Origin of the sequence: Burkholderia sp. Cy-637, from assembly GCF_011753175.1 — a bacterium.
Taxonomy (GTDB): domain Bacteria; phylum Pseudomonadota; class Gammaproteobacteria; order Burkholderiales; family Burkholderiaceae; genus Burkholderia; species Burkholderia gladioli.
The window spans coordinates 1-22,193 of the sequence record NZ_VWWC01000058.1 but is presented as its reverse complement, the minus strand read 5'-3'; the positions used below and the strand labels follow the sequence as shown (position 1 = coordinate 22,193).

Below are 22,193 nucleotides of genomic sequence, written 5' to 3'. Positions count from 1 at the left end.
GCACGGCGTCCTTTCCGATCGGAGAGGATGCCCCTGGTCCATTGAAGCGATCGAGCAAACTGCGATCACAGATTTTGCAAGCGACAAGGGCAGGCTGGAGCGGAAACCGTCTATCCATGACGTGGCGGGTTCGATCGAGGGCGCCATCGGCGCACGAACCCCGGCACACACCTAGAGAGCCTTCGTATGAGCGTTTTCTCAAGACCCGGCAAGACCGACGGCAGGCCCGGCCTGCCGACTCCCTCCGATGGCGTGCTGTGCGCGCAGGCGCATGCCGGCGCGTTCGGCGTGCGTGCCGGCGCGCTGTCGATCGCGGCGCCAGCCCTGTCGCACGAAGCATCCGAATACGACTGCTTCGCGCTGTTCGACGAGCTCGAATGCGCGCCGCATCGCGAGGCCCTGCGCGAGATCGTCTCGCGCCTGGTCCGGCTGCTCGGCGCCGAACGTTTCGCCTTCCTGCTGGTTCCTGCGGAAGGCGAGCCGCCGAGGCTGGGCGACGAGGAGGTGCTGACCGATGCCGCTCCGGCCTGGCTGGACAGCTATCGCGCGCGCGGCTGGTTCGAGACGGATCCCGGCATCGCCTATGCGCGGCGCAACTCGGCGCCCACCGGCGCGGCGGCCATTGCGCCGCGCGCGGACGGCCCCTGCGCGCTGGGCGAGCACGACGCGGCGCACGGCTTTCGCGCCAAGCTGATCGCGCCGGCCCACCTGCCGACGCCGGGCTTGGGCGGGGTGCTCTACGTCGGCCTCGACGCGAGAGCGGGCGAGGGCGAGGCCGCCTTGCACGGCAAGCGCATCCTCTATCGGCTGATCGCCAGCGAACTGCTCGACTGGCATGCACGGCAACAGCGTTCCGACGCGGCTCGCTCGCTCGCGCTGACCGAGCGCGAGACCGGCATCCTCAGGCTGCTGCGCAGCGGCTGCACCGCCCACGATATCGCCGGGCAATTGTGCGTGGCGGTGCCCACCGTATATGGCTATTACAAGCGGCTTAACGAAAAATTTTCCGTTAATCACATTTCGCTGACAGTAAAACGCGCCGCAACACTCGGCTTATTGGATATGTAATTGGATTGAATGCGGCTCGATGGTGATCATCGTCTAGAACGAAATGCCCCGATATCACTCGGGCCGCACGATTAATCTAGTGTCGGGAAATGGCGGATGCTAGGATATGTCCGCATTCCCGCTACAGGGCCGGAAACGTCGCATGGGCCGCACCGCGGCGCCAGTCCTGGCGCGTGCCGGCCTGGATTCGATGCTGCAATTGTTGCACTGCTGGTTCATCTTTCATGCGGTGATCGGACAATGATAAATCGAACTGTTGTCGATAACAGAATGCCGTCTATCGCGAATGAAAGGCGCGGATTGCATAATCCCCGTATTCATTCCGCGATGTTGAAAAACCGGAATTCCTTCAACTCGCGGCAGATGCCGCGATCTGGCTCAGCCGCCGCGCGTTTCGATTCGCGGCGTCGTTTCGATATCGAGAGGGCAATGGAAACTCCATTGGGCGAACCGCGCCGCAGCCGGGCCGTGACGTTCGAGAAATACCTGCTCGGGGCGAGTGCCCTGCTGGTGGCCTGCGCGGTGGCGCTGGCGATCTTCGTCAGCTGAACCGCGGCGCGAGCCGCACATCGGGCAGGACAGGGCAGACAGGACGGCTTCGCGCGCGGGGCCGGTTAGCGCGGCCGCGGCATCGCGCCGGGCGCGCGACATGCATTACGGGAGCAAGACCAGATGAACGGGCAGTATCGAGACGGCACGCAGCGGCGCGAGCGAACCGGAGCCGCGGCGGGCGCGGGCAGGATGAGCAGGGACGAGATGCGGATCGACGTGTTGTCCGGCCGGGTCCATGCCCAGGAGATCCTGCTCAAGGCGATGCTGGACCAGTGCAGCGATCGCGAGGGCCTGCTGCGCCTGCTCGACAGCGAGGCCGAGCAGCGGGGCGTCGCGCTGCGCGACAGCGATTGCTCGCTGCTGATGTACGCGGCCTTCATCGAGCACACCGCCGCGCTGCGCGAGACGATCTCGGCCGAGGAAGCCTGCGTCGGCGGCGGCTGATCCCGATTTCCACGTTGTCCCGTTCCCATTCCCGTCGCGCTCCTGCGCGACGCGGCATCATCGATCCGTCTCACCAGCGCAGGTACCTGGGCGCCAGCGCGGCACCGAGCGCGCTGGTCAGGCCGATCGCCAGCGCATAGGCCAGCCCCCAGAGCGACAGCGCGCCGTCGGCCCCATACAGCGAATCCACCAGCAGGCCCTGCGCGCCGGCCAGCAGCCCGGCGCCCGCGCCGGCCAGCGCCAGGCGGGTGGGCGCCAGCCCCTTCAAGGCATGCATCGCGGCAGCCAGCGGTGGCAGCGACAGCAGCACCAGGTTCCCGACCGCGAGCGGCCAGCAGTCGGCCAGCATCAATTGCAGCCGGTAGCCGGGCGGCGTCGCCAGCAGCAGGCCGATGCCGGCCAGCGCCATGACCGCCAGCGGCAGTGCCGCGGCGAACCAGGCCAGGCGCGTGGGCGCGCCGGGCCGGCCGAGTCGCTCGGTCAACTGCACCGCCGCCACCATGATCGCCAGCGGGAACGCCAGCCGGATCCAGAAGGCCGCGCTCAGCAGCACTTGCGGCATGTCGCTGCGGATGCCGTAGAGCGCGACCAGCAGCGCGATGCTGCCGGCCAAGCCGCCCAGCAGGGCGCGCCCGATCCGGCGCGTCACGCGGTCGGGCTCGACCGGCCCGGCATCGGCGGCGAGCCGCGCGACCAGTTCGCGGGTTTTCATCGGAGCATCTCGTCGGGCTGCCGGCCGTCGCGCCGTGTCAGTCGCGCGGCGAACGATCGCCGAGCAGATGGTCGATCGAGATCCGGCCCGGTCCCCAGGCGGCGATGCCGAGCGCCATCGCGGCCCAGGTCAGGTGCACCGGCCAGCCGTCGGGCACGGTCAGCTCGACGATGCAGGTCATCAGCAGCAGGCCGATCGCCGCGAAGCGCGTGCCGAGGCCGAGCACCAGCAGCACCGGGAACAGTACCTCGCCGCATCCGGACAGGAAGGCGAACAGGGCCGGCGCCGGGAACGGATAGGGGCCGCCGGGCAGGTGCAATTGGAATTCGCTGGTGAACAGCTCGATCGCCGTGTCGTTGAGCTGCAGGAAACCGTTCCATTTCAGGATCCCCGATTTCCAGAACGGCACCGCCAGGGCCAGGCGGAGCACCAGCTGGACCAGCCAGGGGCGGGCCAGCCATTGCACCGCGCGGCGCGCGCGGCCGACCAGCACGGCGGCGCAGGCCAGCGGCGAGCGCTTCAGGGTTCGGGCGTCGGACATCATGATCAGTCTCCGAGGTGGGCGGCGCTAAACACGCCGGCATCGAGCATGCCGCCGAGATGGGCGGACAGCTCGAACGCGGGTTGGGTTTGCATGGCGAGCGAGACTGCCTCGCCGAGCGTGGCGCCGTCGATCAGGCTGCCGAGGAATTCGGCGCCGCCGGCCGGCAGGCGCGTGACGATCACCTCCAGGCCGGGGCGCGTGACGAGCGCGTCTTCCGCCTCGCTGGCATCGAGCGTGCGCAGCGGCGCGTCGCCCCGGTTCATCGCGAAGATCGCCAGCGCCGAATAGGGCGAGCGCACCATGCGCGTGGCCGGATGCGGCGTGAAGCGCAGCTCGGCCAGCCGCTGCGGCGCGAAGGCGGCGAAGTCCTGCGCCGACAGCGGTTCGGCATCGGCCGCGTGATAGGCGTCGAGCCAGGCGCGCTCGATGCGTGCCGTGTCGGCGAGCCAGGGCATCGCGCGCGCATGCTCGTAGCGCTCGATGAAGGCCGGGAAATCGCGGCCGTATTCGAACAGCAGGGGCGAGACGGGCGGCGTCTCGCGCAGATGGAAGCGCGCCATGGCACGGAAGAATTCGGTGCCGGTGATGCGCTGCACGGCCGGGTAGATCGCGGCCAGCGCGTCGATCAGGCTGACCGTGACGTTGTTGCGATAGACGTCGTAGCGCTTCGCGACCCGCTTGCCTCGATGCGCGACCAGCTCGGCCGGCGCGTCGACGCGAGGGTCGATCAGGCCCGGTGCGAATGCCGAAGCGTAGTTATCCATATCGATCTCAGTACGCATGATCGGCGGCCTCGTGGTGGGCACGGGCTGGTTCGGAACGCGGCGCGAGCGCGAGCTGGATGCGCCGCGCCTCGAGCGCCTGCGCGCGCAGCGTCGGCCAGTCGGGCAGCGCGCTGTCCCATTCGATCAGCGTCGGGATCGGGCCGGTGCGCGCGATCAGGTCGGCATAGAGTTGCCAGACCGCATCGGCGATCGGGCGATCGTGACTGTCGATCAGCAGCGCCTCGCCTTCGTCGTCGCGCTGCTCGGTATGGCCGGCCAGGTGGATCTCGCCGACCCGCTCGATCGGGAACTCGGCGAGGTAGGCCTCGGCCGAGCCGCCGTGATTGGTCGCGGACACGAACACGTTGTTGAGGTCGAGCAGCAGGCCGCAGCCGCTGCGTCGCGCCACCTCGCGGATGAATTCGGTCTCGCTGAAGCTCGACTGCGCGAAGGCCACGTAGGTGGACGGATTCTCGAGCAGGATGGCGCGGCCGATCGCGTTCTGCACCTGGTCGAGGTGATCGCAGACGCGCTCGAGCGTGGCCTTCGTGTAGGGCAGCGGCAGCAGGTCGTTGAAGAACGCGCCGCCATGCGAGGACCAGGCCAGGTGCTCGGAAACCAGCGCGGGCTGGTAGCGCCGCACCACCTCGCCGAAGCGCGCGAGATGCGCGGCATCGAGCGGGGCCGGGCCGCCGATCGACATGCACACGCCATGCACCGACAGCGCATGGCGCTCGCGCACGGCGGCCAGCCAGCGATGGGGCGGGCCGCCCGCGCCCATGTAGTTCTCGGCATGGACTTCGAAGAATGCGTCGTGCAGGGTTTCGTCGAGGATCTCGGCGATGTGCTGGCTCTTGAGGCTGGTGCCGGCCAGCAGGCCCGCCTGCGCGGCGGCCGGCTGGAGACGGCTGGGCTCGTGGCCTGCCGGGCTGAGGAACTCCATCATGCTCGTCTCCTGGGCCGCCGGCGGCGATCAGGACTTGATCGGCGTGGTCGAACCGTGGCCGCCGCCCGGCGTCACGATGCTGGTGCAGGTGCCGCCCTGCACGAACTTCCACGAGTTGCCCTGGAAATCGACCGTCGAGGTGCCCTGGCAAGTCGTGCCGGGACCTGCCGCGCAATCGTTCTGGCCTTTGAGCGCCACGCCGTAGCACTTCTCCTTGTGAGCCGCGATGGCCGCGCCTTCCTCGGCCTTGGTGAGCGGAGCGGCGTGGGCGACCGAGGCGAGCAGGCTCGCGACGGCACCGAGGATGAGAGCGGAATTGACCGATTTCTTTGCCGACATGGTGATTCTCCTGATGGGTGGATGAGGGGTACCTGGTGTGGGTACGGCAGTGAGTTCGTTGGAGGACGGCGGCGGGTTACAGCGAGCTGCGAATTTTTCGCGAAGGGCCGCCATCGTTGGAAACAGCGGCGATCAGGACTTGATCGGCGTGGTCGAACCGTGGCCGCCGCCCGGCGTGACGATGCTGGCGCAGGTGCCGCCCTGCACGAACTTCCACGAGTTGCCCTGGAAGTCGACCGTCGAGGTGCCCTGGCAGGTGGTGCCGGGGCCTGCCGCGCAGTCGTTCTGGCCTTTGAGCGCCACGCCGTAGCACTTTTCCTTGTGAGCCGCGATGGCCGCGCCTTCCTCGGCCTTGGTGAGCGGGGCGGCGTGGGCGACCGAGGCGAGCAGGCTCGCGACGGCACCGAGGACGAGGGCGGAATGGATCGATTGCTTTGCCGACATGGTGATTCTCCTGATGGGTAGGTGAGTGATACCCGCAGCGGGTACGACAGTGAGTTCGACGCATCAGGGACGGCGGTTACAGCACGGGGAAAGTTTTTTTGCGAGCCGCGGTCGAGGCGGGGAGGACGGCGGCGAAGCGGCGGGAAGGCGGACCGCGGCGCAGGCGTGACGAGCAAGGTGGAAGAGCGGGCGCCCCGGCCGCCTCAGACGATGCGCCAGCGTTCGCGCATCGTCAGCGCGATCTCACGCACGGCCGGCTCCTGGAGCAGGCTCATGTGATTGCCGCGCATCACGGCGAACTCCACGTGCTCGACCAGCGCGCTCCAGCCGAACGCGCCCGGCATCGGGCTGCCCTCGCCGCCGTCGTGCGCGACGATCACGATGGCTTCGCCGTCGAGGCGCCCACGCGCGACATGGCAGGAGCGCAGTTGCGCCTCGAAGGTACGCAGCATTGGCGCGATGGCGGCGTCCCGATGTGCACCCGCGGCGGGCGGCAACAGGGCGGCGTCGCGCATCAGCTTGCCGACGAAGGCGAGCCGCGCCTCGAAATCGCTCGCGGCGGCGGCTTCGATCCTTGCGTCGTCGAGCTCGAACGACAGCCCCGAGGATTGCTCCAGCAGGCGCACCAGGGTGCGAAGGATATCGGCAGGGCTCGGTTCGGGTGCGAGCGGCAGGATCGGCGGCGGCGGCGAATCGAGCAGCACCAGCGGCGCGCAGCGGCGCCCCAGCCGTTCGAGCTGCCGCGCCGTCTCGAGCGCGATCCAGCCGCCGAACGAGTGCGCGACGATCCTCACCGGGCCTTGCGGGCATAGCGCCAGGATCGATTGCAGATGGCGGCGCGCGGCATCCTCGACGCTGGTTTCGGGCGCCTGTCGTGGGTCGAGGCCGCGTGCCTGCAAGCCATGGATCGGCACGCCGGGGCCGAGCGCGGTGGCGAGTGCCACGAAGCTCGCCGCGCTGGCGCCGGCGCCGGGCAGGCAGAACACGGGCGGCTGCGCGTGTCGCCCCGCCTGGATCGGAATTGGCGCGGGCTCGTCCTGGCCGGTAACACGGGCCCGTGCTTGCACGACGCCGGAGAGATACGTCGCCATGCCTGCCGGCGTCGGCGCTGCGAGCAACGCGCCGAGCGGGATCGAGACGTCCAGCCGATCGCGAACCTGCATGGCGATCCGCAGGGCCTGCAGCGCGCGTTCCTCGGGCGCTTCGCTGCCGAGCAGGTCGGCATGCAGGCCGTTCGAGGCCAGACCGGTCGCTTCGGCGGCCAGCGCGGCGAGCTGGGAACACAGCGCCGTATCCGTGTCGACATCGGCATCGCCCGCTTCGGTGCTTGCGGGTGCGTGGGCCTCGATCTCATGCCACGGGGCGGGGCCCAATGCGGCGGGGAGGGGCTCGATCCGTTGAAACACGGCCAGCCCGGAGCCGGGATCGTCGGCGACGGCCTCGCGCAGGAAGGTTGCGAGCGCATCGAGTCCGATAGCGAGCGGTGAGGCCAGCAACTGCAACCGCCATGGCCGCGCACCGGGCAGGCGCGCAATCACGGCATGCAATAGCGGCGGCCGTTGCGGATCGATTTGCATGCCGGGCAGGGCGGCCAGTGCCGTCAACTGCGCCTCGCCGTCGATGCCGGCCGCCAGCCGGGCGGTATGAACCCGTAGCGTCGCCTCGCGCAGCGTGAAGCGCATCGGCCGCGAAGGCAGCGCCCAGGCCACGCCGCCGCGCAAGGCAGCATTGCCGTCGATCGCACGCTGCAGCGACGCCAGGCAGGCATCGAGCCGTGCACGCGAGGCGAACGCCAGCGTCAGCGACGATGGACGTCCTTCGCCGCCTGGATCCAGCAAGCTGGCCATCAGACGCGATCGTTGCATTTCTTCCAGCGGTGCCGTGCTTTCCAGCTCGCCGATGCCGTCGGCCAGCACGGCGATCGTGTCTCGCGTCTCGGCCTCGGGCGCGCGAGCGGCCCGATGAGAAGCCGCGCCGGGCGTATCGCCGGCGCTTTCGGCGTGGTTCGGTGACGGCGTCGTCGGCGCTTCCTTCGGTCGTTCCTGTTCGTGCAACATTGTCGTTCCGGGTTGCGTTTGTGGAAACGCGGATGGTGCGCATGAGGCGATTCGCGAAACATCCCGCATCAATCGCCTAATTCGTGATCCGCTTCGCAATAAATAAAAAATGAATAATCGCCGCGTTCAATCATAGCGTTTTGACTTCACCGATCCGATTCGGAATGAATAAAAAAAGAAATCAATTGGGATTCCGGTTGACGTCGGGTGCGGTGGTCAATAAATGAAACAGCAATGCCAGGTAATAATTTCGCGCGCCGACGGCATTAAGTGACGATATCGAAATTTCCCGGAATGAGTGATGGCGATAAGAAAACGATCGTCTTGAGCGCGTCGAGGCTCGATAACACAAAGAATGCCAATATGAAAAATGCCTTTCAAATCATGCCCCGGCCTGTAAGGCCGGCTCGAGCGACCTGGCTGAATCCGCGCCGGCAAAGGGATGTGGGGCGATGGCGGCAACCTGGCATGTAAGCTTCGCGCCGGCGCGACCGCGCGCGTGATATCACGTTTCCCGAATGCCAGCCAGTGTCGGCGCGATGTAAGTTTTTCCGCCGTCAGAATCGGCAGGTTCGATTCATTTATTTACGCTTCAAAACTTTTTCAATTGATATCGGATCGTTTTCTGATTTAACTCAAAATGACTCGTTATTTGAATAAGTCTTGACACTCGTAAGGCGGATGCCTCAGTCTTTGCGCTCATTGGAGCCGGGAATGAATCGACATTATGTTTTTCGGGTGATTTTGTTGACCAATCCGAATTGACCAGGTGGCGGCGCATTTCGATATCCCCTGACGGGGCAGGCGGCTTCTGCATTCGCGCGACGCGGCCCGGCCGCGATCGCGGCGAAGTTCGGCGCTTCACATTGCCTTTCCAGGGGAACAGCCATGGATGACGATTTGTATTTTGTAGTGCGAAACAGCGAGGGGCAGTACTCGGTATGGCTCGACGGACGCAACCTGCCTGCCGGCTGGGAGACGGTCGGCGAACCCGCCAGCAAGCAGGCCTGCCTGCAGCGGATCGAGCAACTTTGGACGGACATGGTGCCCGCCAGCGTCCGCGAACACCTCAACCAACATTCGGGATCGGAAATTGACCATGCCGTTCGATGAAATCCTGTCCGTCGACACCTTGCACCAGCCCAAGGTCTCGGACTTCCGCAAGCACTACCTGAACAAGGACCGCCCGGTGAAGATCGCGGGCGCGCTGGGCGGCTGGCCCGCCATGCAGAAGTGGTCGCTCGACTACTTCGAGAAGAACTTCGGCGAGGAGACGATCGGCGTCGAGAGCTTCCAGCCGCACGAGCGCGGGCCGGGCAACAACAGCCCGCAGGGCTACGTGAAGTACCTGCGCTTCCAGGAGATGAAGCTCAGGGAACTGATCGCGATCCTGCGCGAGAAGCCGGACCACATGTACTACATGGCCTCGCACCCGTTCCGCAAGACCTTCCCGAACCTGCGCACCGACCTGGTCCAGCACCCGTACATCAAGGGGCATATCGAGCACATCCCCGGCGCGCACATGGACTCGTACCTGTGGATCGGGCCGGCCGGCACGCACACGCCCACCCACACCGATCCGATGCCGAACTTCCTGACCCAGATCGTCGGCCGCAAGATGGTCTGGCTGTTCCCGCCGGAGCAGGCCAAGTCGCATCTCTACATCGGCGAGTTCGAGCGCGAGACCTTCAGCCCGGTCGACATCGAGAACCCCGATTTCAAGCGCTTCCCGAAGCTGCGCGAGGCCACGCCCTATCGCGTGATCATCGAGCCGGGCGAGTCGCTGCACATTCCGCGCAACTGGTGCCACTGCGTGATCTCGATGGACGTGTCGATCTCGATCAGCTCGTTCTTCATCACCTATCCGCAACTGTTCAGCCTGGTGCCGGAGTTCTTCGGCGAGTACATCAAGCGCGCGATCGAGGGCTGGCGCTGGAAGGGCATGCGCAACGAGCGCGCCGGCCTCAACCCGCCGCCGCGCTGAGCCCGACGTGCCAGGCAGCCAGGCAGCGATTCCCAACCCACCCGGCAAGGATCACACCGTGAGCGATGGAGCAGTGAAGGAGCGGGCAGCAGGCGTGCGCACGGCGACAGCCGTCGAGGCCGTCTGCCTCGCGTTCAACGAGAACCCGGCGCCGGTCGAGGCGGCGGTGGTGGCGGCCATCACCGCCGCCGCCTCGCGCGTCAACCGCTATCCGTTCGAGGACGAACCGCGCGTGATGCGCCGGCTTGCCGAGCACTTCGACTGCCCGGAAGCGAACCTGATGCTGGTGCGCGGCATCGACGAGTGTTTCGACCGGCTCTGCGAGGCGTTTCCGGGCATGCGCCAGGTCAGCGCCTGGCCCGGTTTCGACGGCTATCGCGGGCGGATCGGCGTGTATGGCCTGCCGCACTTCGAGCTGGGGCTGACCGAGTCGCTGCAACTGGACCCGGCCGACCTGGCCCGGCTCACGCGCGAGGACTTCGTCACGCTCGCCAGCCCCTCGAACCCGACCAGCCTGCTGCTGGGCGAGGACGAACTGGCAACGCTGCGCGCGCGCGCCGGCAAGCTGCTGATCGACGAGACCTACGTCGACTACTCGACGCGGCGGCGCCAGCGGCCCGCCTTCGGCGAGCACGAGTACGTGTTCCGCTCGTTCTCGAAGTCCTACGGGCTGGCCGGGCTGCGGCTGGGCGTGCTGTTCGGGCCGGCCGAGGCGATCGCGTCGATGAAGCGCCGCCAGTGGTTCAGCAATGTCGGCACGCTCGAGCTGAACGCGCTGGAGGCCGTGCTCGACCACGACCAGGCCCGCGACACGCACGTGGCGTCGATCCTGGCCGAGCGCGCTCGCGTGAGCGAGGCGCTGCGCGCGCTCGGCTACCGCGTGGTGCCCTCCGAGGCGAACTTCGTGCTGGTCGCCAACCCGGCCGGCGCGCGCACGCTGGCCTGGCTGGCCGGGCAGGGCGTGCAAGTGAAGGACGCCGCGCAGTTCGGCCTGGCCGGCCACCTGCGCATCAGCATCGGCCTCGCTCACGAGAACGATCGTCTGCTGGCCGCGCTCGGCAGCTTCCCCGAAGCCGCCGGTTTTTCCGAATCCGTTTCCATCCAAGGTGAATTCCATGACTGAAGCAACGCTCGAACGCGCCGACGTGCGCGATGCCGAACCGACCGTCGAGGCCATCCTCGACTCGACCTGGTTCCAGCCGGAACAGTTCAAGACGCTCGACTACGTGAAGGGTTTCGTCGGCGCCAAGGTGATCTTCCAGATGCTGCAGCTCGGCGTGTTCGACGACCTGCTGGCGGGCAAGTCGCTCGCGCAGATCGCCGAGGGCCGCAAGATGGACGCGTACCTGCTGCGCACCATCTTCGAATACCTCGCCGTCGAGGGGCTGCTGGTGAAGGAGGGCGAGGGGCGCGACCCGCAGGCGAGCTTCCGCCTGTCCGACTACGGCTCGCGCATCAAGCACTACGAGGGCTGGTTCAACATCCTGATCGGCGGCTACGACAGCATCTTCTCGAACGTCGGCGCGATGCTGACCGAGGGCATCGACGGCTACAAGCGCAACGGCCGGCTGGTCGGCGTCGGCAGTTGCCAGATCTCGCAGTACGACACGATTCCGATCACCAAGGCCTTCATCGAGTCGGTCAAGCCCGACGCGAAGCAGATCGTCGACTTCGGCTGCGGCAACGCGCAATACCTCTGCACCCTGGTCAAGGAGCTCGGCGCGATCAAGGCGGTCGGCATCGAGCCGGACACCGGCGCCTACGAGGCCGGCCTGCGCCAGGTCGAGTCGATGGGCATGCAGGACCAGATCCGCCTGGTCAATGTCGACGCGCTCGACTACGAGATCGACGAGGCGCCCGACTTCATCCTGTTCGGCTTCGTGCTGCAGGAAATCATCTCGCAGATCGGCCGCCCGGCCTTCATCGAGTACCTGCGCAAGCTCGGCCGCAAGTTCGCCGGCAGCTACCTGATGGTGATGGAGGTCGACTACGACATCGACAACGCGGCCGCCATGCAGGCGCCGATGGGACGCGGCTACTACAACCCGTACTTCCTGCTGCATCCGTTCACCAACCAGCTGCTGCTGCCCAAGCGCGAGTGGGACCAGATCTTCGACGAGGCCGGCTACGACATCGTGCGCGACGAGGTGACCAGCGCCAAGGCCGACCCGACCGGCTTCGGCATCTGCTACGTGCTCAAGCACCGCGGCGAGGCCGACTGAGCGACCGGACAACGACCGCGCGCCGCCCCGCGCGCGGACCGAACAGGATTCCTGAATGAATACCCCAATTCGCGACAAGGTGCTGCTCTGCATCGACAACATCGCCGGGCTCGAATCGCTGCGCTACCTGGCGCAGCGGCCGAGCGTCGAGGTGGTGGCCGTGATCGTCCATCCCGAGGCGAATGCGGTGCAGCTCGACGAGATCCTCGCGCTGTGCGAGCGGCACGCGATTCCGGCGATCAACGTGCTCGACGCGCGCGCGCGTTTCGACGAGCTGATCGTGCCGCTCGCGCCCGACTTCATCGTCTCGATCTATTTCGACTACATCCTCGACGACCGCTTCCTGGCGCTGGCCGCCAAGGACTCGATCAACCTGCATCCGGGCTACCTGCCCTACAACAAGGGCTTCTATTACTACGCCTGGGCGGTGCTCGACGGCACCCCGGCGGGGGTGAGCATCCATCGCATCGAGACCGCGGTGGATGCCGGGCCGATCATCAGCCAGATGCGCGTGCGCGTGGAAGGCACCGATACCGGCGACATCATCTACGACAAGCACATGGACGCCTCGATCGAGCTGTTCCGCACCACCTGGCCGAGCATCGAGACCGGCACCTACCGGCTGTTCCGCCAGCGCCACGGCGGCACGCGCAAGAAGATCACCGAGACCACCGCGGCCATGGAGATCGACCCGGACGCGACCTACGTGGCGCGCGAGCTGATCGACCTGCTGCGCACCTTCAGCTTTCGCGGCGAGGGCGGCTGCCTGATGCAGATCGACGGCAAGAAATACAGCATCGGCATCGAGTTCTCGGAACTCGTCGACAACGTCAACCAGGTGCGCGGCAAGCGCGACAACTATCTCGTCGGCTGACCCGGCGGCGATCCACCCTCACGGAAGACCAGACATGAAACCCAAGCACATCCTGCTCGCCTACTCGGGCGGCCTCGACACCTCCACCGCGCTGCACTTCCTCAAGCAGCAGTTCGACTGCCGCGTCACCGCCTACTGCGCCAACCTCGGCCAGAAGGAGGACTGGGAGCGCATGAAGAAGCGCGCCGCGATCGCCGGCGCCGACGAACTGGTGATCGCCGACCTGCGCGAGACCTTCATCCGCGACTACATGTTCCCGGCGCTGAAGGCCAATGCCGCCTACGAGCGCGACTACCTGCTCGGCACGCCGCTGGCGCGCCCGGCGATCGTCAAGGGCCTCACCGACTACGCGCTGGCGCACGACGTCGACACGCTCTCGCACGGCTGCACCCAGAAGGGCAACGACCAGGTGCGCTTCGAGATGGCCTCGCGCATCCTCGCGCCGAACCTGCCGACCGTGGCGCCGTGGCGGATGTGGGACATCGCCTCGCGCGAGGACCTGTTCGCCTATTGCCAGAAGCACGGCATCCCGGTCGAGAGCCGCCCGGACAACCTGCTCAGCCACGACGAGAACCTGGTGCACATCACCACCGAGGGCGACTACCTGGAGAGCGTGGGTAATGCATTCGACTGGCACGACGCCAACTGGATCACGCCGCCGACGCTCGCGCCGGACGCGATCGAAACGCTGCGCGTGGGCTTCGAGCAGGGCGTGCCGGTCAGCGTGGACGGCGAGGCGCTGGGCCCGGTCGAGCTGGTGGCGCGCCTGAACGCGGCCGGCGCGCGCAACGGCGTGGGCTTCCAGGACATCATCGAGAACCGTATCAACGGCCTGAAGGTGCGCGGCGTGTTCGAGAACCCGGCGCTTACCATCCTGCACACGGCGCACCGCAAGCTCGAGAAGATCACCCTGGGCCGCGACGTCGAGCGCCTGCGCAACCTGGTGTCCGACGAATACGGCGACATCGTCTACCGCGGCCTGTGGTTCAGCGACGAGCGCCAGTGCCTGCAGGCCCTGATCGACGAGACCCAGAAGTACGTGACGGGCGAAGTGACGGTGCAGCTCTACAAGGGCTCGGCCACCGCCGCCGCGGTGGAGTCGCCGCAATCGCTGTACTCACGCGACCTGGTCACCCTGCACGCGGGCCAGTCGATCAGCGGCGAGGACGCCACCGGCTTCCTCAACACCCTGGGCCTGCGCATCGGCATCGAGGCCGCGCGCGGCGCGAAAGCGGGAGGCCAGGCATGAGCACGCCCCTGGCGAATCCCTGGGCCGGCCGCTTCAGCCAGCAGATGACCGACAGCCTGGTGGCCTTCAACACCAGCCTGCCGCTGGAGGCGCGCCTGTTCGAGGCCGACATCGACGGCACCGCCGCCCACGTCGACATGCAGCACGCGGTGGGGCTGCTGCAGGACCACGAGCACGCGGCGCTGGCCGCGGCGCTCGGCGAGATCCGCGCCGGCTGGCAGGCCGGCGAGATCACGCTGCGCCCGGCGCTCGAGGACATCCACATGAATCTCGAGACGCTGCTGGTGGAGAAGGTCGGCGAGCTCGGCAAGAAGACCCATACCGCGCGCAGCCGCAACGACCAGCAGGCCACCGCGCAGCGCATCTACTTCATGCGCTCGACGCGCGAGCTGGTGGACGCGATCGACACGCTGCAACGCACCCTGCTCGAGCACGGCGAGCAGCACGCCGGGCTGGTGATGCCGTCCTACACGCACCTGCAGCGCGCCGAGTTCACCTACTACACGCACTGGCTGGCCACCTACGTGGTGATGCTGGAGCGCGACCGCAGCCGCTTCGTCGACGCGCTCGAGCGCGCCGACCAGTGCCCGCTCGGCGCCTGCGCCTCGACCGGCACCAGCCTGCCGATCGACCGCCGCCTGTCGGCCTCGCTGCTGGGCTTTCGCGAGCCCACCCTGCACAGCATCGATTCGGTGTCCGACCGCGACTACCTGGTCGAGTTCGGCGCGCACGCGGCCAACCTGATGATCCACCTGTCGCGCCTGTCGGAGGAGCTGATCTCCTTCACCAGCCAGGAGTTCGGCTTCATCGCGCTGGCCGACGGCTACTGCACCGGCAGCTCGATCATGCCGCAGAAGAAGAACCCCGACGTGCCCGAGCTGGTGCGCGGCAAGTCGGCCTCGGTGATCGGCAACGCGATGAGCCTGATGGCCCTGCTCAAGGCGCTGCCGCTGGGCTACAACAAGGACCTGCAGGAGGACAAGACCGCCTGGTTCGCCGCGCTCGACAACTGCATGAGCTCGCTGGCGATCCTCACCGAGCTGGTGCGCACCATGGCGCCGGTGCCCGAGAAGATGCGCGCGGCCACGCTGGGCGGCCACATCATCGCCACCGAGTACGCCAACTACCTGGTGCGCAAGGGTATGCCGTTCCGCGAGGCGCATCGCGTGGTGGGCGAGCTGGTGAAGACCGCCGACACGCTCGGCGTGGACGTGGCCGAGCTGCCGCACGAGCGCTTCGCGCAGGCCAGCGCGCTGTTCGGCGAGGACGTGGCGCGCATCACGGTGGAGGACATGGTGGCGCGCAAGAACTCGCTGGGCTCGTGCGGCGACCAGGCACTCGACGAGCTGCTCGCGCGGCTGCGCTCGATGCTGGCCGCGCACCAGTCCGGCCGCTGACGGGACGACCATGCTCATGTCCGAGCCCATGCGTTCCTTCCATCCGGCCCCGCGCGCGGCGGCGGGCATCTCGTACTGCTCGTTCGGCGAACTGCTGCAGGGCGTGCTGCTCGAGGACGAGAGCGACTTCCTCGTCACCCTGCCGATCCGCAAGTATTCGGTCAGCACCTTCGTGCCCGATCACGGCAGCAGCGAGATCGTCACGCAGCCCAGCGGCAAGACCAAGGCGGCCGCGCTCGCGCGGGTGATCCTCGCGCGTCACGGCAGAACGGTCGGCGGCACCTTCCATATCGACTGCGATATCCCGGTCGGCAAGGGCCTGAGCAGTTCCTCGGCCGACCTGCTGGCCACCGCGCGCGCGATCGAGGTCTACCTGGGCCGCGAGCTGCCGCTGGAGCAGCTGTGCCGCGACATGAGCGGCATCGAGCCGACCGACGGCGTGATGTTCGCGGAATCGGTGGTCTACCTGCAGCGCAAGGGCATGTTGCGCGCGCGGCTGGGCCGGCTGCCGAACCTGCAGATCGTCTCGCTCGACGAGGGCGGCACGCTGGACACGCTCGAATACCATCGCGGCGGCGAAGCCAATCGCCACAACCGCGAGCATCGCGCCGAGTTCAACGAGCTGCTGGAGCGGATCGTGGCGGCCTTCGCGGCGCGCGACCTGGCGGAGATCGGGCGGGTCTCGACGCGCAGCGCCCAGATCAACCAGAAGGTCAACCCGAAGCGGCACCTGGCGGCGGTGCAGGAGGTCAGCGCCGCGACCGGCGGGCTCGGGCTGGTGACGGCGCATAGCGGCACCTGCATCGGGATCCTCTACGAGGCGGGGCGCGCCGACCATGCGGCGAACCTGGCGCGGGCGGTCGACGCGCTGTCCGCCCACGGAAGCGTGAGGGTCTATGACACGATCTGCTGAACGCCTGCCCGGCCGCGCGCCGGGCGCCTCGCGCACGCGGCGGCTCGCCGTCGCCGCCGCGCCGGCCAGCCGGGGAGGGTGCCATGCGCGTGCCTGACACCGTCGCCGAACTGCCGAGCCCGGTCGATCGGGCCGGGCGGCTCAGCACCCGCAACGCGCGGATCTACCTCGCCTACCGGGTGCTGACGCTGGCCATCGTGGATCGCGCGATCTTCGTGATCTTCCTGTTGCACAAGGGCTTCGACGCCTACCAGATCGGCATCCTGCAGGGCGTGTTCTTCGTCGCCAACATCCTGTTCGAGGTGCCGGCCGGCATGTTCGGCGATGCCTTCGGCCGCAAGCGTTCGGTGCTGCTGGGGCTGGCCGCCTACTGCCTGTATGCGCTCGGGGTAATGGTCAGCGATGGCTTCGTGGCCTTCCTGTGCCTCTATGCGCTGCTCGGCACCGCGCTCGCGCTGGTCTACGGCTCGGACACGGCCTTGCTCTACGACAGCCTGGTGGCCGACCGGCGGGTGGCCGACTTCAACGGCATCCAGTTGCGTGCCAACGCGCTGGGCCTGATCTCGGGGGCGCTGGCGGTGCTGGCCGGCGGGCTGCTGCAGGAGCTGTCGTGGAACGCCGTGTATGCCGCCTACTTCGTGGTCTATGCGCTGGCGCTGGCGGCCTGGAGCTTCGCCGCCGAGCCGCCGCGGCTGGCCGCCGAGGGCCAGGCGGCGGGGCACGAGCCGCCGGGCAAGGAGGTGATGCGCGGCGAGGTGATGCGCGAGCTGTTCGCGTTCCTGCGCGGCCACTGGCGCGGCGTGGCGCTGCCGATCCTCGGCTTCACCGCCTTCGCGGCCTGCACCTCGCCGTTCTTCACCTTCAGCCAGGCGCTGTTCAAGGGCAACGGCTTCAGCATCGAGACCATCACCTGGTTCTTCTTCGCCGCGCAGATGCTGATCGGCGTGGTCTACCTGGTGATGCAGCGGACCATGTCCTTCCTGCGTTTCTACCCGGTGGTGATCGCCAGCACGCTGCTCACCACCGCGGTGCTGGCCTCGATGTGGTTCAACGTGGTGGCGGTCGATTTCGCCGGCTTCTTCCTGGTGATGATCATCAACCCGATCGTCACCGTGGTGGCCAACGAGTACTTCAACAAACGGCTGCCGAGCCGGATCCGCGCCTCGTTCCTGTCGCTGATCGGGCTCTGCATGTCGGTCACCATCGCGGTGATGTACTTCCTGTACAGCTATCTCGCGAAATCGCTGGCGATCCATCAGGTGATGGCGTCGTCCTCGCTGATCGCCGCCTGCGCGTTCGGCATCTTCATCGTCGCGCGCTGCGTCGACACCGGGGAGGAAGCATGAAGCTGCGTCGTCTGCTGTACCGCGAGACGCCGTTCGAGGCGCTCGCGCCCGCCGAGCTGCAGCATCTCGGCAGCGCCTTCGGCGAGATGGTCGCCGCCCATCCGCTGATCTACTACTGGGTGCATCGCGTCGATGCCCGGCGCTGGCTGATCACCGACTTCTTCCACGCCTCGATGCTGCGCTACCGGGGCCTGGAATTCGTGCTGATCGAGGACGGCACGGTGTCCTACTACCGGCTGCCGGGCGCCAAGGTGGGCGGCACCGGCCACGTGCCCGAAGGGATCTACCACGTGGCCATCACCTCGGGCACGGGCGCCGCGTTCCGGCTCTCGATCCGCAAGAACCGCACCGGTCGGCTGGAGCTGCTGGAGATCGCGCCGGCGGCCGCCGGCAGCACGCCCGGCGCGCACCAGGAGCTGCCGCGCCACGTGCTCGAGCCCAGCAAGTTCGCCGACGAGCTGAAGGCCGCGATCGCCAGCGGCGTGGAGTGGTGCTACCGGCGCCATCGCAGCGCCGACGCGACCGCGCGCGCCGCGCTGGCCGACGAATGGCGCGCGGCGCGCTGGCCAAAGGCGGTGCGCGGCAGCGGCACCGATTCGGATACCTATCTGTGGATGCTCGAACAATCGATCGCATGAACGACACCATGACCCAGATCCTCGACCATGCCGGCGGCTTCGACGCCCGGCTCTACGACAGCGTTTCCGCCTCGCTCGACCACCCGGACCTGATCGCGCTGCGGCCCGGCCTGGTGGCCGCCGCGTTCCGGCTCATGAAGCTGGTGCCGGCCAAGTACATCATCGAGAAGGCGCTGGCCACCGGCCAGCTCGATCCCGGCATGCCGGTGCTCGAAACCTCCAGCGGCACCTTCGCGATGGGGATCGGCATCGTCTGCGCGGAGAAGCGCATCCCGTTCCATATCGTCAGCGACGCAGCGATCGACGCGCGCTTGCAGGCGCGTCTCGCGCAGCTCGGCGGGCGCGTGCAGATCGTCGGCGCCGACGCTTCCGGCTCGAACGTTCAGGTGCTGCGACTCGAGGCGCTGCAGGAGCAGTTGCGCGACAACCCCGGCGGCTTCTGGCCGCGCCAGTACGACAACCCCGACAACCAGCAGGCCTATCGCGCCTTCGCGCGGCAACTGATCGCCGCCTTCGGCCGCGACCTGGTGGTGGTCGGCACGGTCGGCTCGGGCGCCTCCACCTGCGGCACCATCAAGGCGCTGCGCGAGACCGATCCCTCGATCCGGTTGGTCGGCGTCGACACCTTCGGCAGCGTGCTGTTCGGCCTGCCGGTGGGCAAGCGCGCGCTGCGCGGGCTGGGCAACTCGATCCATCCCGGCAATGTCGACCATGCCTGCTTCGACGAGGTGCACTGGGTGTCGCCGGCCGAGGTCTATGCCAGCACGCGGCGCCTGCATGCCGAGCACGGCCTGTACTGCGGGCCGACCTCGGGCGCGGCCTTCATGGTGGCGCAATGGGTGCGCGCGCAACGGCAGGACGGCAAGACCGTGGTGTTCATCGCGCCGGACGAAGGCCATCGCTACATCGATTCGGTCTACGACGACGCCTGGCTGCGCGAGCAGGGCGTGGCCGACACCGTGCTGGCCACCGAGCCGTCGCGCGCCGGCAGCCCGGCCACGGCCGGCGGCGCCTGGGCCCGCTTCGAGTGGGAGCGGCGCAGCTTCGCCGAGGCCACCGGCCGCGACAAGCCGGCCGGCGACGCGCTGGCGCAAATCCGCGCCACGCCCACCGCGGCGGTCCCGGCCCCCGCGGCCTGACCCGCCCGGCGAACCCGAACCATCGAGCAACCGACCACCTGACGCCCTTGACCGTGAAGACCTTCGTATTCATCGAAAGCAATACCACCGGCACCGGCCGGCTGTGCCTGCGCCAGGCGCTGCTGCGCGGCTACCACGTGGTGTTCGTGACCGGCCGCCCCCAGCTCTATCCGTTCCTGCGCGAACTGCTGATCGAGCCGCTGGTGGTCGATACCGCCGACGTGGCGCGCATCGTCGACGCGCTCGGCGCGTTCCCGCAGATCGCCGGCGTGTTCTCGACCTCCGAGTATTTCATCGAGACCGCCGCCACGGTGGCCGCGCACTTCGGCTTGGCCGGCGCGAGCCCCGAGGCGATCCGCACCTGCCGCGACAAGGCACGCCTGGCCGCCTGCCTGCAGCGGGCCGGCGTGGGCGCGGCCCACACCGAGGTGGTGCCGGACCTGAGCGCCTTGCGCGACCTGGCGCTCGGCCTGTCCTATCCGCGCGTGCTGAAGCCCTCGTTCGGCTCGGGCAGCGTCGGCGTGCGGCTGGTGCGAAACGAGGCCGAGCTGCTCGAGCACGGCGCTCAGATCCTCGCGGCGCGCAGCAACGAGCGCGGGCTGGCGGTGGTGCCGCAACTGCTGGTGCAGGCCTTCGTCGAGGGCGCGGAGTTCTCGGTGGAGGTGGTGGGGCTGGGCGCGGGGCGCGGTTATCGCGTGCTCGGCGTGACCGGCAAGCATCTCGGTGAACTGCCGTTCTTCGTGGAGAGCGGCCACGATTTCCCGGCGCCGATCCCGGCCGCCCAGCGCGACGCGCTGGTGGCCGAGACGCTGCGCGCGCTGGACGCCACCGGCCATCGCTTCGGCCCGGCCCATGTCGAATGCCGGATCGCCGAGGGCCGCGTGGTGATCATCGAGATCAACCCGCGCCTGGCGGGCGGCATGATCCCGCAGGCGATCGAGGCGGCCACCGGCATCGACGTGCTCGGCGCGATGGTGGACCTGCACGCGGGCGTCTCGCCCGATCTCGCGCCGCGTCGCGACGGCCAAGCCGCGATCCGCTTCGTGCTGCCGGGCCGGCGCGGCACGATTCGCGCGCTGTCGTTTGCCCAGGCGCCGCGCGAGGCCGGCGTGCGCATGCAGTTCATGGCGCTGCGCCAGCCGGGCCAGCGCGTCGAGCTGGACGGCGATTTCCGCGATCGCGTCGCGCTGGTGCTGGCCTCGGCGGCCGATCGCGAGACCCTGGCGCGCGCGCTGGACGGCATCGAGGCGCGCGTGAAGCTGGAACTGGACGACACGGACGCGCCCGCGCCGGCGGCCGGCACGGGGCGCCTGCGCCGCGGCCTGCATCCCGAGGCGCTGGCGATCGTGCGCCGTCCCGAGCCGCCGGCCGAGCGCCTGGCCGAGCTGGAGGCCTATGCCGCGATCGACGAGGCCCATCTGCTGATGCTGGTCGACGCCGGGCTGTGCCCGCCGGCGCGCGCGGCGGTGGTGCTGGCCGAGCTGGCGCGCCAGCGCGAGGCCGGCTTCGCGGCGATCGTCGAGGCGGTTGCGCCGCGCGGCAGCTACGCGCTCTACGAGCAGTTGCTGATCGAGCGCGTCGGGCTGGAGGCGGGCGGCGCCGTGCATACCGCGCGCTCGCGTAACGACATCAACGCCTGCGTCGCCAAGCTGCGCGCGCGCGACTGGTTCGACAGCGCCGCCGACCGCCTTTGGCGGCTGCGCTCGACCCTGCTCGACAAGGCCGGCGCCACGCTCGACTGGCCGCTGCCGGTCTACAGCCAGTACCAGGTGGCCCAGCCGGGCAGCTTCGGCTACTACCTCTGGTCGGTCGAGGCCGCGCTGCGGCGCGACCAGGCCGCGCTCGACGCGCTCGACGAGGACCTCGCCAGTTGCCCGCTCGGCGCGGGCGCCGGCGCCGGCACCGATTTCCCGATTCGCCCGGAAACCAGCGCCGCGCTGCTCGGCTTCGGCCACAGCTTCGACAGCGCGCTGGACGCGGTGGCCAGCCGCGACCTGGTGCTGCGCCTGCTGTCGGCGCTGGCGATCGCGGCCGCCACCTTGAGCCGCCTGGCGCACGACCTGCAACTCTGGACCATGCGCGAGACCGACTTCCTGGCGCTGCCCGACGAGCTCTCCGGCGGCTCTTCGCTGATGCCGCAAAAGCGCAACCCGTACCTGCTGGAGATCGTCAAGGGCAAGCTCGGCCACGTGGCCGGCGCGCTCAATGCGGCGGTGTTCGCGGCGCAGCGCACGCCCTTCAGCAACTCGGTGGAGATCGGCACCGAGATGCCCGCGCATTGCGCCGGCGCCGTGCGCGAGTTCGGCGAGAGCTGCGAGTTGCTGCGCCTGATGATCGACGGCATCGAGGGGCACCCCGAAGCGATGCGCGCCGCGGCCGACCGGGGCCTGGTGACGGCCACCCAGGTGGCGAACGCGCGGGTGCGCGAGACCGGCACCAGCTTCCACGAGGCGCATCACGAGGTAGGCGCGCTGATCACCGCCACGCTGGAGGCGGGCGGCGACGCGCCGGCCGCGCTGGCGGGCCTGGTGCGCGAGCCGCTCGCGCCGGTCGAGGCGGCC

Annotated in this window: 21 protein-coding genes; 14 read left to right on the top strand and 7 right to left on the bottom strand. The window is 68.4% G+C overall.

Annotation, left to right across the window (positions count from 1 at the left end; genetic code table 11):
• Window positions 1-186 precede the first annotated feature (186 nt).
• The gene (locus F3J10_RS17110; protein ID WP_200873225.1) at window positions 187-1,068 is read left to right on the top strand and encodes an autoinducer binding domain-containing protein; all 882 of its coding nucleotides are present in this window, start codon (window positions 187-189) and stop codon (window positions 1,066-1,068) included.
• Between the two features lie 741 nt (window positions 1,069-1,809).
• A complete protein-coding gene (locus F3J10_RS17105; protein ID WP_124093993.1) occupies window positions 1,810-2,064 on the top strand; it encodes a hypothetical protein in 255 nt (84 codons plus the stop codon).
• A gap of 70 nt (window positions 2,065-2,134) precedes the next feature.
• On the opposite strand, the gene F3J10_RS17100 is transcribed toward F3J10_RS17105, so the two are convergent.
• From F3J10_RS17100 to F3J10_RS17070, 7 genes are all read right to left on the bottom strand, one after another.
• A complete protein-coding gene (locus F3J10_RS17100; RefSeq protein ID WP_025100030.1) occupies window positions 2,135-2,776 on the bottom strand; it encodes a DUF1109 domain-containing protein in 642 nt (213 codons plus the stop codon).
• Between the two features lie 37 nt (window positions 2,777-2,813).
• Entirely contained in the window at window positions 2,814-3,317 is a 504-nt protein-coding gene (locus F3J10_RS17095; protein WP_025100031.1) for a DoxX family protein, read from the bottom strand.
• 5 nt (window positions 3,318-3,322) lie between these two features.
• Window positions 3,323-4,102: a DNA-binding domain-containing protein gene (locus tag F3J10_RS17090; RefSeq protein ID WP_167242560.1), complete on the bottom strand. Its 780-nt coding sequence runs from the start codon at window positions 4,100-4,102 to the stop codon at window positions 3,323-3,325.
• Window positions 4,092-5,030 (bottom strand): DUF692 domain-containing protein, encoded by a 939-nt coding sequence (locus F3J10_RS17085; RefSeq protein ID WP_167242559.1) that lies wholly within the window; start codon window positions 5,028-5,030, stop codon window positions 4,092-4,094. Before F3J10_RS17085 ends, F3J10_RS17090 begins: the two co-directional genes overlap by 11 nt.
• A 27-nt stretch (window positions 5,031-5,057) precedes the next feature.
• A complete protein-coding gene (locus tag F3J10_RS17080; protein WP_013697619.1) occupies window positions 5,058-5,369 on the bottom strand; it encodes a DUF2282 domain-containing protein in 312 nt (103 codons plus the stop codon).
• Window positions 5,370-5,501: 132 nt separating this feature from the next.
• Complete coding sequence (locus tag F3J10_RS17075; RefSeq protein WP_025100034.1) at window positions 5,502-5,813, bottom strand: DUF2282 domain-containing protein; 312 nt, start codon at window positions 5,811-5,813, stop codon at window positions 5,502-5,504.
• A 203-nt stretch (window positions 5,814-6,016) separates the two neighbouring features.
• Complete coding sequence (locus tag F3J10_RS17070; protein WP_167242558.1) at window positions 6,017-7,969, bottom strand: alpha/beta fold hydrolase; 1,953 nt, start codon at window positions 7,967-7,969, stop codon at window positions 6,017-6,019.
• A gap of 789 nt (window positions 7,970-8,758) precedes the next feature.
• On the opposite strand from F3J10_RS17070, the gene F3J10_RS17065 reads away from it, so the two are divergent.
• The 12 genes from F3J10_RS17065 to F3J10_RS17010 all read left to right on the top strand — a co-directional run.
• Window positions 8,759-8,983 carry an MbtH family NRPS accessory protein gene (locus F3J10_RS17065; RefSeq protein ID WP_013697622.1) on the top strand — a complete coding sequence of 75 codons (225 nt, stop codon included), beginning with the start codon at window positions 8,759-8,761 and terminating at the stop codon, window positions 8,981-8,983.
• Window positions 8,970-9,854 carry a cupin-like domain-containing protein gene (locus F3J10_RS17060; RefSeq protein WP_025100036.1) on the top strand — a complete coding sequence of 295 codons (885 nt, stop codon included), beginning with the start codon at window positions 8,970-8,972 and terminating at the stop codon, window positions 9,852-9,854. Before F3J10_RS17065 ends, F3J10_RS17060 begins: the two co-directional genes overlap by 14 nt.
• 58 nt (window positions 9,855-9,912) lie before the next feature.
• Window positions 9,913-10,977 carry a histidinol-phosphate transaminase gene (locus tag F3J10_RS17055; RefSeq protein WP_167242557.1) on the top strand — a complete coding sequence of 355 codons (1,065 nt, stop codon included), beginning with the start codon at window positions 9,913-9,915 and terminating at the stop codon, window positions 10,975-10,977.
• Window positions 10,970-12,076 (top strand): methyltransferase domain-containing protein, encoded by a 1,107-nt coding sequence (locus F3J10_RS17050; protein WP_025100038.1) that lies wholly within the window; start codon window positions 10,970-10,972, stop codon window positions 12,074-12,076. Before F3J10_RS17055 ends, F3J10_RS17050 begins: the two co-directional genes overlap by 8 nt.
• A gap of 55 nt (window positions 12,077-12,131) precedes the next feature.
• On the top strand, window positions 12,132-12,950 hold the full coding sequence (locus F3J10_RS17045) for a formyltransferase family protein (protein ID WP_013697626.1): 819 nt from the start codon (window positions 12,132-12,134) through the stop codon (window positions 12,948-12,950).
• A gap of 34 nt (window positions 12,951-12,984) precedes the next feature.
• Entirely contained in the window at window positions 12,985-14,199 is a 1,215-nt protein-coding gene (locus F3J10_RS17040) for an argininosuccinate synthase (RefSeq protein ID WP_167242556.1), read from the top strand.
• Window positions 14,196-15,596, top strand: coding sequence for an argininosuccinate lyase (gene argH, locus F3J10_RS17035; RefSeq protein WP_167233111.1), 1,401 nt, complete (start codon window positions 14,196-14,198; stop codon window positions 15,594-15,596). The genes F3J10_RS17040 and argH overlap by 4 nt, the downstream gene beginning before the upstream one ends.
• A 28-nt stretch (window positions 15,597-15,624) precedes the next feature.
• Window positions 15,625-16,509, top strand: a complete 885-nt coding sequence (locus F3J10_RS17030; protein WP_025100041.1) for a kinase — start codon at window positions 15,625-15,627, stop codon at window positions 16,507-16,509.
• Window positions 16,510-16,592: 83 nt separating this feature from the next.
• Window positions 16,593-17,855 (top strand): MFS transporter, encoded by a 1,263-nt coding sequence (locus F3J10_RS17025; protein WP_025100042.1) that lies wholly within the window; start codon window positions 16,593-16,595, stop codon window positions 17,853-17,855.
• Window positions 17,852-18,493 (top strand): hypothetical protein, encoded by a 642-nt coding sequence (locus F3J10_RS17020; protein WP_167242555.1) that lies wholly within the window; start codon window positions 17,852-17,854, stop codon window positions 18,491-18,493. The genes F3J10_RS17025 and F3J10_RS17020 overlap by 4 nt, the downstream gene beginning before the upstream one ends.
• Window positions 18,490-19,632: a pyridoxal-phosphate dependent enzyme gene (locus tag F3J10_RS17015; RefSeq protein WP_025100044.1), complete on the top strand. Its 1,143-nt coding sequence runs from the start codon at window positions 18,490-18,492 to the stop codon at window positions 19,630-19,632. Before F3J10_RS17020 ends, F3J10_RS17015 begins: the two co-directional genes overlap by 4 nt.
• A gap of 53 nt (window positions 19,633-19,685) precedes the next feature.
• On the top strand, window positions 19,686-22,193 hold a 2,508-nt coding region (locus tag F3J10_RS17010), incomplete at its 3' end, for a lyase family protein (protein WP_167242554.1).

Excerpts from the sequence above, each read along its gene's own strand:
- F3J10_RS17050 (WP_025100038.1), top strand. The coding sequence starts at position 10,970 with ATGACTGAAGCAACGCTCGAACGCGCCGACGTGCGCGATGCCGAACCG.
- F3J10_RS17085 (WP_167242559.1), bottom strand. The coding sequence starts at position 5,030 with ATGATGGAGTTCCTCAGCCCGGCAGGCCACGAGCCCAGCCGTCTCCAG.
- F3J10_RS17095 (WP_025100031.1), bottom strand. The coding sequence starts at position 3,317 with ATGTCCGACGCCCGAACCCTGAAGCGCTCGCCGCTGGCCTGCGCCGCC.
- F3J10_RS17075 (WP_025100034.1), bottom strand. The coding sequence starts at position 5,813 with ATGTCGGCAAAGCAATCGATCCATTCCGCCCTCGTCCTCGGTGCCGTC.
- F3J10_RS17045 (WP_013697626.1), top strand. The coding sequence starts at position 12,132 with ATGAATACCCCAATTCGCGACAAGGTGCTGCTCTGCATCGACAACATC.
- F3J10_RS17105 (WP_124093993.1), top strand. The coding sequence starts at position 1,810 with ATGAGCAGGGACGAGATGCGGATCGACGTGTTGTCCGGCCGGGTCCAT.
- F3J10_RS17025 (WP_025100042.1), top strand. The coding sequence starts at position 16,593 with ATGCGCGTGCCTGACACCGTCGCCGAACTGCCGAGCCCGGTCGATCGG.
- F3J10_RS17020 (WP_167242555.1), top strand. The coding sequence starts at position 17,852 with ATGAAGCTGCGTCGTCTGCTGTACCGCGAGACGCCGTTCGAGGCGCTC.
- F3J10_RS17065 (WP_013697622.1), top strand. The coding sequence starts at position 8,759 with ATGGATGACGATTTGTATTTTGTAGTGCGAAACAGCGAGGGGCAGTAC.
- F3J10_RS17060 (WP_025100036.1), top strand. The coding sequence starts at position 8,970 with ATGCCGTTCGATGAAATCCTGTCCGTCGACACCTTGCACCAGCCCAAG.
- F3J10_RS17015 (WP_025100044.1), top strand. The coding sequence starts at position 18,490 with ATGAACGACACCATGACCCAGATCCTCGACCATGCCGGCGGCTTCGAC.
- F3J10_RS17080 (WP_013697619.1), bottom strand. The coding sequence starts at position 5,369 with ATGTCGGCAAAGAAATCGGTCAATTCCGCTCTCATCCTCGGTGCCGTC.
- F3J10_RS17100 (WP_025100030.1), bottom strand. The coding sequence starts at position 2,776 with ATGAAAACCCGCGAACTGGTCGCGCGGCTCGCCGCCGATGCCGGGCCG.
- F3J10_RS17030 (WP_025100041.1), top strand. The coding sequence starts at position 15,625 with ATGCGTTCCTTCCATCCGGCCCCGCGCGCGGCGGCGGGCATCTCGTAC.
- F3J10_RS17110 (WP_200873225.1), top strand. The coding sequence starts at position 187 with ATGAGCGTTTTCTCAAGACCCGGCAAGACCGACGGCAGGCCCGGCCTG.
- F3J10_RS17090 (WP_167242560.1), bottom strand. The coding sequence starts at position 4,102 with ATGCGTACTGAGATCGATATGGATAACTACGCTTCGGCATTCGCACCG.
- argH (WP_167233111.1), top strand. The coding sequence starts at position 14,196 with ATGAGCACGCCCCTGGCGAATCCCTGGGCCGGCCGCTTCAGCCAGCAG.
- F3J10_RS17040 (WP_167242556.1), top strand. The coding sequence starts at position 12,985 with ATGAAACCCAAGCACATCCTGCTCGCCTACTCGGGCGGCCTCGACACC.